This is a genomic window from Ruegeria atlantica, assembly GCF_001458195.1.
GTDB classification, from domain to species: domain Bacteria; phylum Pseudomonadota; class Alphaproteobacteria; order Rhodobacterales; family Rhodobacteraceae; genus Ruegeria; species Ruegeria atlantica.
On sequence record NZ_CYPU01000040.1, the window covers coordinates 1 to 5,921 of the forward strand.

Genomic DNA, 5,921 nt, shown 5'->3' on the forward strand with positions numbered 1-5,921 from the left:
AAAGCCTTTGCGCCCATCACCGTTGCTGCGCACCGTCTGATGTCCGCAGAAACCGCCGCGCAGGAAATCGATGATATTCTGCGTCTGTCCTATCAATCGAAAAAGCCGATCTATCTGGAAATCCCATACGACATCCAGACCGCGAAAATTCCGGTGGCCAACCAGGCACTGGACCTGATGATGCACCAGTCCTCGGATGACGGGTTAAAAGCAGCCGTTGACGCCGCTGTGGCCGTATTGAAAGAGAGCCGGACCCGCACCGTTGTAACAGGTCATTTACTGCAACGCGAAAAGTTGATCGAACCCGCAAAAGCCCTTGTCGAAATGTTGAATGCCGGAGTCGCGACAACCTTTGTCGGTAAAATCTCGGACTTTGAAGGCCATCCCAACGCTGTCGGTCTCTACATGGGCGCAATGTCAAATGACGCTACGCTCAAAGCAGTGGAAAGTGCGGATGTGTCGATTGCACTGGGAATGTCCTTCAATGAGTTCGACACCGGTGTCTTTACCGGCAATATGGGCACCGATCAGCACAACATCTGGGTCGATTTCGATCAAGTGACCGTCGATGGCACCGTGTTCGACAAGGTTTATCTGCGGGACTTTTTGCCGGCAATGATCAGCGCAGTCCAATCCATCGAACCGGGTGACTTGATGGTAGGCAAGGATGACCGCCGATTCTGCTTCCAGCGCTCAGACGCCTTCGCGCCGACTGACGCGCCTCTGACCATTGACCGCCTGTTTGTTCAGTTCGCAAACTACGCGAATGAGGGTGATGTCTTTTACGGCGATACCGGCGGCTACATCAACGGATCGCAGGCCGAGTTCCCTGTTGGCATGGACATCTACGGCGTCGGAAACTGGGGATCATTGGGCGCAGGCTTCGGTATGTTCACAGGCGGTGTATTTGCCAAGGAAGCAGAAGGTCGGCGGAAATATATGATCTCCGGTGACGGTGCGTTCCACATGACCGCCCAGGAAGTTTCCACGCTGATCAAATACGATATCGATACGGTAATCTTTGTCCTCGACAACAGCGGCTATGGAGCTGAACGCCAGATCTACCCCGGCAAGGAACGTAGCTACAACAACACACCTGTCTGGAACTACGAAGAGCTCGGATCTGCATTTGGTGGCGTAAAAAGTGTAAACACCAAGGGCTACGTTGCACGTACGGAAAAAGAGATGGCCGAGGTGCTTGAACAACTGAGCGAGCCGAAGGGCGTTAACATCGTACGCATCATGCTCGACCCCTGGGACAGCGCGTCGTTCAACGTCAAATTCAGTGAAGCTCTCCGCCACTGAGTCCTTTCCATTGTCACACCGGCAAAACCAAGGGCTAAATAGCCCTTGGTGCAAGTAGTAACTCAACATAACAAGGGAAACCTCTATGAAAAGTTCAATTAGTCTTTTTACCGCGCTGCTGGGAACCACGGTATCGATTGCATCCCCGCTCATGGCGCAACAAGAGCAAACTTCGATCTTGATCGACAACGCCAGCTACTGGACTGCGGGCATGAATGCCGCTTCGGGACCGATGGATATTCTGATCGAAGGCAATGCTATCAAATCCATAGCACCGGAAATCACTCCACCAGAGGGTGCTGAGGTTATTGACGCCAAAGGAAAAACTCTGATACCCGGCCTGATCGATACACACGTCCACATCATGGATACGCTTTCGCCGAACGCACTTAAAAATACTGATCTGTTCTATCTGGCATTCCTGGCTGAACAAAATGCCGAACGTTTGTTGATGAATGGTGTTACAACCATTCGTGAAGCTGCCGGGCCATCAATGGGCGTGAAACGCGCGATTGATGAACATCTAGCGACTGGTCCCCGTATCTATCCCAGCGGCGCTGCAATCACACAAACTGGCGGGCACGGAGACTTCCGCAACTTGGACAACCCGACCCCACAAAAGGGCGGCTACGCGGATGAAACTGAGACCATGGGCCTGGCCTATATCGCCGACGGTAAAGCCGAGGTGATGCGAGGCGCCCGGGATGCGTTTCGTAAGGGTGCAACACAAGTGAAAATGCTGGTGAGTGGTTCGGTCAGCGGGTTGCACGATCCTGTGGACGTTCAGGAATTCACCGAAGAAGAAATTCACGCAGTCGTAGAAGTGGCTGAAAATTTTGGTACCTATGTGATGGTGCATGCCTACAATGATCGCAGTATCCAGGCTAGTTTACGTGCAGGGGTCAAGTCCATTGAACATGGCAACCTGATGTCAGAAGAGACCATGAAGCTAATGGCAGACAAAGGTGCATTCTTATCTGCTCAGACGTACACTTTCACCCAGAAATTACCATACTTCAATGACAGCCAGATCGAACAGCTGAACAGTGTCAACGTTGGCCTAGATCAAATGTTTACATTGGCGAAAAAGTACAACGTCACCATTACTCACAGCTCCGACATCTATGGCACTCCGGAAAACTTCGCTAACGCACCGCAAGAGTTCATTCTGCGTCAAAAATGGTTCACCCCGGTAGAAATTTTGGAGCAGGCGACAACGAATGCGGCTCAGCTTCTGGCATTGTCTGGAGCCCGAAACCCTTATCCAGACCAAGCACTCGGCGTAATTGAGGTAGGTGCATTTGCCGACGTCATTCTTGTTGATGGAGATCCCACAAAAAATGTATCTCTTCTGGCGAAACCGGATGACAACCTTTCAGTGATCATCAAAAACGGCGAGATATACAAAAATGTTCTTCCGGATTGATTTGCCCGAAGTCAGCGTCAAGAATTGTCAATTCCTAAACTGTGATCGTGGTATGGCGCTGCTCCGGAAAATTCACTGACCGCTTTGCGGGGTGATTTCAACGGATCGTCGCAACACTTTAGTCTTTTTGGAAAGATGGAGTGTAAGTAATGGCCTATCGAACGCGGATTTTTTTCACTGAGAAGCAGAAGGCGGAAATCTGGGATCGGTGGCAGCGCGGAGAGTCGATGAGTTCGATTGGACGTGTGTTTGATCGTGGTTCCTCGTCAATCTATCCTCTGCTTGAGCGTACTGGGGGCATCAGGCCGCCGACCCGAACACGGTCTCGGTTGGCGCTGACGTTTCATGAGCGGGAGGAGATATCACGCGGTCTTGTGGCCAAGCAATCGCTAAGGTCTATAGCGCGCAGTCTTCACCGAGCGCCCTCAACCATCAGCCGTGAAGTGCGTCGTAACGGTGGTTCCAAGCATTATCGCGCTACGACATCTGATGCGAATGCCTGGGATCGTGCGCATCGCCCAAAACCATGCAAGCTGGTTGGCAACGACTATCTTTGCCGCATGATATCGACCAAGTTGCACCGCAAGTGGTCTCCGCAACAAATCGCAGGTTGGCTCATGCGCGAACACCCTGATGAGGAAAGCAAACGGATCTCGCACGAGACAATCTATCGGAGCCTGTTCATCCAGACGCGCGGTGTTTTAAAGAAGGAATTGCAAGCGCATCTTCGCGCAACACGCTCCATCAGGCGTTCGCGTCACGCGACGTTGAAGCGGAGTGGCTTGGGCACGTTCAACGACGCTGTTTCCATCCGCGACAGGCCTGCGGACGTTGAAGATCGTGCTGTACCAGGGCACTGGGAGGGCGATTTGATTGCTGGCTCTGGAAACAGCTTCATTGCCACACTGGTTGAGCGCAACACCCGCTTTGTGATGCTGGCAAAGGTCAGCAATAAAGACAGCCACAGCGTCATTCAGGCATTGATCAAGCAGTCCCGCAAGCTGCCAAAAGAGCTGTACCGCTCCCTCACATGGGATCGCGGCACCGAGATGGCAGGTCACAAGGCATTCACCTTGGCAACCGATATCGATGTCTTCCTGTGCGAGCCTCACTCGCCATGGCAACGCGGCACCAACGAGAATACCAACCGTCTCCTGCGCCAGTACTTCCCAAAGGGCACCGACCTCTCAGTGCACAGCCAGGAACATCTCGACGCAGTTGCTCGTGAACTCAACGAGCGGCCGAGAAAAACGTTGCATTACTTCTCACCAGCAGAGACGTTCCATGAATGTGTTGCGGCGATCGGTTGAAACGGCAGCCCAAAGCGGACACTAAAATTTTTTCAATCCGTTCGTTCCATGTCATTCAGTTCAAAACTACTGTCCAGCAGACTAGGTTCCGGACCATAAAACCGCGCGAGAAGGAAAAAACGACGTTCTGGATTGGTTGGAAGCCAGTTGCTTTCTTTTCCTTCTGGTGCCTTTGGCCCGAAGAAAATATCAACGGACCCGTCGTCGTTCTTAACGACGCTGGCCATGTTAGAATCGATAGTGCTTGGCTCAATGTCTCGAAGATATGAGGCCGTTTCTAGATCGTAAGTCGTGATCGACCAGAAATCGCGGACCGGAACATTGGCAGGTACGGTGATTTTGTAATTGCGGTTGCCATCGAGCCACTCTCCATCTGGAGTCTCGGCCAGATCGAGGTAGTAGGTTGCTGTCCCGTAATTCTTAACACTTGTTATGATCGCGTAGTAAAGTGCACCGCGCGCCACATAGTCGTAGTATGAAGGGTATTCATAGCTCCATTCTGTTTCTCGCGATCCATTGGGAACAAGCGCTGACCACTTCTTCCCTTCGAACACAAATGGATTAAGCACACGGTGGTACTGGTCAATCATGTATTCGAGTGCTTCAGGACCAGCTACATCATAAATAGCCTGCAATTTTGCATCGGGTTCAAAAGGGTCGTTACGCTTGATTCCGATACGTGCAAGTGCACCCATCATGGCAAGATCGCGATCCAACACGACTTCTTCGCCTATCATCTCGTGGATGTGACCATAGACTCCACCATCCATCTTAGGCGTCATTTCCAGCGGCACGCCGTAGACATCAACATAATTTGTTGCTGCCTCCTCTCCAGCCTCTGACAGCGGATACACCTTGATTTGTTTAGTCAATGCAGTGGCCCTCGCAAGGTTTTCTTCGGTCGGACCTCCGGCGATAATCGGCCGGAGCACAGCAAAGCCAAAATTGGTTCCCTGCTCATAGACCAGGGCATTCCTGAGCAGCGGACCATCATAATTTGGCGGCACCAACAGGTATTTTGCGCCAAGGCCTCTGTCGCGCCCTTTTGAGCCCACATCGTCAAGTGGGCGTTGCCATGCGTCCATCACGGTGCCAAAGATGCCAATCCCTTCGACTGAAGCAGGCATTTCGAACACAACTGGCCCATCTTTGATGTTCCAATATGCATGAATATAGGGCGTAGTATTGTTGGGCGTAGCGGTTTGGAAGCGCCAATCTTGAACCTTCGAATTGTAACCAATGTCATTCGGCCCGACACCGGCCCGAGCGAGAGCATCGATGTAGAATTTGAAGTTCATCAAAGGCATGGCCCAGACAGCAGCATCAACTGCGCGATGATAGGTCATGCGGTCCGCAGTGTTAGCGTTCGATGGGTCAAAATCCTCGGCATGACTCGCAGTCGCGACGATCACCCCCAAAACCAATGCCTTGATGGCACCTAAACTCCTCCTCCAGCCCATAACGAAACTCCTTCTGGAACAAATTTCTGATTCTGAATTGCGCTTGCCAAGACTATAGGCAGAATCTGATTATTTGCACTTGATCGGTCGCGCGATGAGTGACTGCTCCGAGCCCTGAGCGGTCATAAACAAACAACGTTTACTGAGACCAAGTCGGAAAAGGCTAAAGGTTCAATATCGGAAGCGAAGGCCTACACCAAATCCTTCGTCAAAAGATCGGTTGCCACCAATTCCCAGAAGCGCTTCGCCGTAGACTGCGATGCCTTCGTTGATGTTGTATCCGATCTGGACTTCTGCAGAGCCAGACCATGCATCTTCTTCCCAATCATATGGGACTTTCAAATCCAACTTGGCCCAGTAGTCGGTTGCGAAGGGTTGTAGCGCGATTAACCTGAGCGCCGTCTGGCTGATGTCGGTATC

Annotated in this window: 5 protein-coding genes; 3 read left to right on the forward strand and 2 right to left on the reverse strand. The window is 51.8% G+C overall.

What is annotated here, in order from left to right; all coding sequences use genetic code 11:
* The 3 genes from RUA4292_RS14265 to RUA4292_RS14275 all read left to right on the forward strand — a co-directional run.
* Nucleotides 1-1,305 (forward strand): thiamine pyrophosphate-dependent enzyme (locus tag RUA4292_RS14265; RefSeq protein ID WP_058278220.1); only part of this gene is annotated, 1,305 nt, incomplete at its 5' end.
* Between the two features lie 85 nt (nt 1,306-1,390).
* Nucleotides 1,391-2,731: a metal-dependent hydrolase family protein gene (locus RUA4292_RS14270; protein ID WP_082637110.1), complete on the forward strand. Its 1,341-nt coding sequence runs from the start codon at nt 1,391-1,393 to the stop codon at nt 2,729-2,731.
* 149 nt (nt 2,732-2,880) lie between these two features.
* Nucleotides 2,881-4,041: an IS30 family transposase gene (locus RUA4292_RS14275; protein ID WP_058278221.1), complete on the forward strand. Its 1,161-nt coding sequence runs from the start codon at nt 2,881-2,883 to the stop codon at nt 4,039-4,041.
* A 32-nt stretch (nt 4,042-4,073) separates the two neighbouring features.
* Here RUA4292_RS14275 and RUA4292_RS14280 read toward each other — a convergent pair whose 3' ends face one another.
* Nucleotides 4,074-5,501, reverse strand: a complete 1,428-nt coding sequence (locus RUA4292_RS14280) for a DUF1214 domain-containing protein (RefSeq protein ID WP_082637111.1) — start codon at nt 5,499-5,501, stop codon at nt 4,074-4,076.
* A gap of 171 nt (nt 5,502-5,672) precedes the next feature.
* Nucleotides 5,673-5,921: hypothetical protein (locus RUA4292_RS24800; RefSeq protein WP_058278223.1), on the reverse strand; the 249-nt coding region annotated here is incomplete at its 5' end.

Excerpts from the sequence above, each read along its gene's own strand:
- RUA4292_RS14270 (WP_082637110.1), top strand. The coding sequence starts at position 1,391 with ATGAAAAGTTCAATTAGTCTTTTTACCGCGCTGCTGGGAACCACGGTA.
- RUA4292_RS14275 (WP_058278221.1), top strand. The coding sequence starts at position 2,881 with ATGGCCTATCGAACGCGGATTTTTTTCACTGAGAAGCAGAAGGCGGAA.
- RUA4292_RS14280 (WP_082637111.1), bottom strand. The coding sequence starts at position 5,501 with ATGGGCTGGAGGAGGAGTTTAGGTGCCATCAAGGCATTGGTTTTGGGG.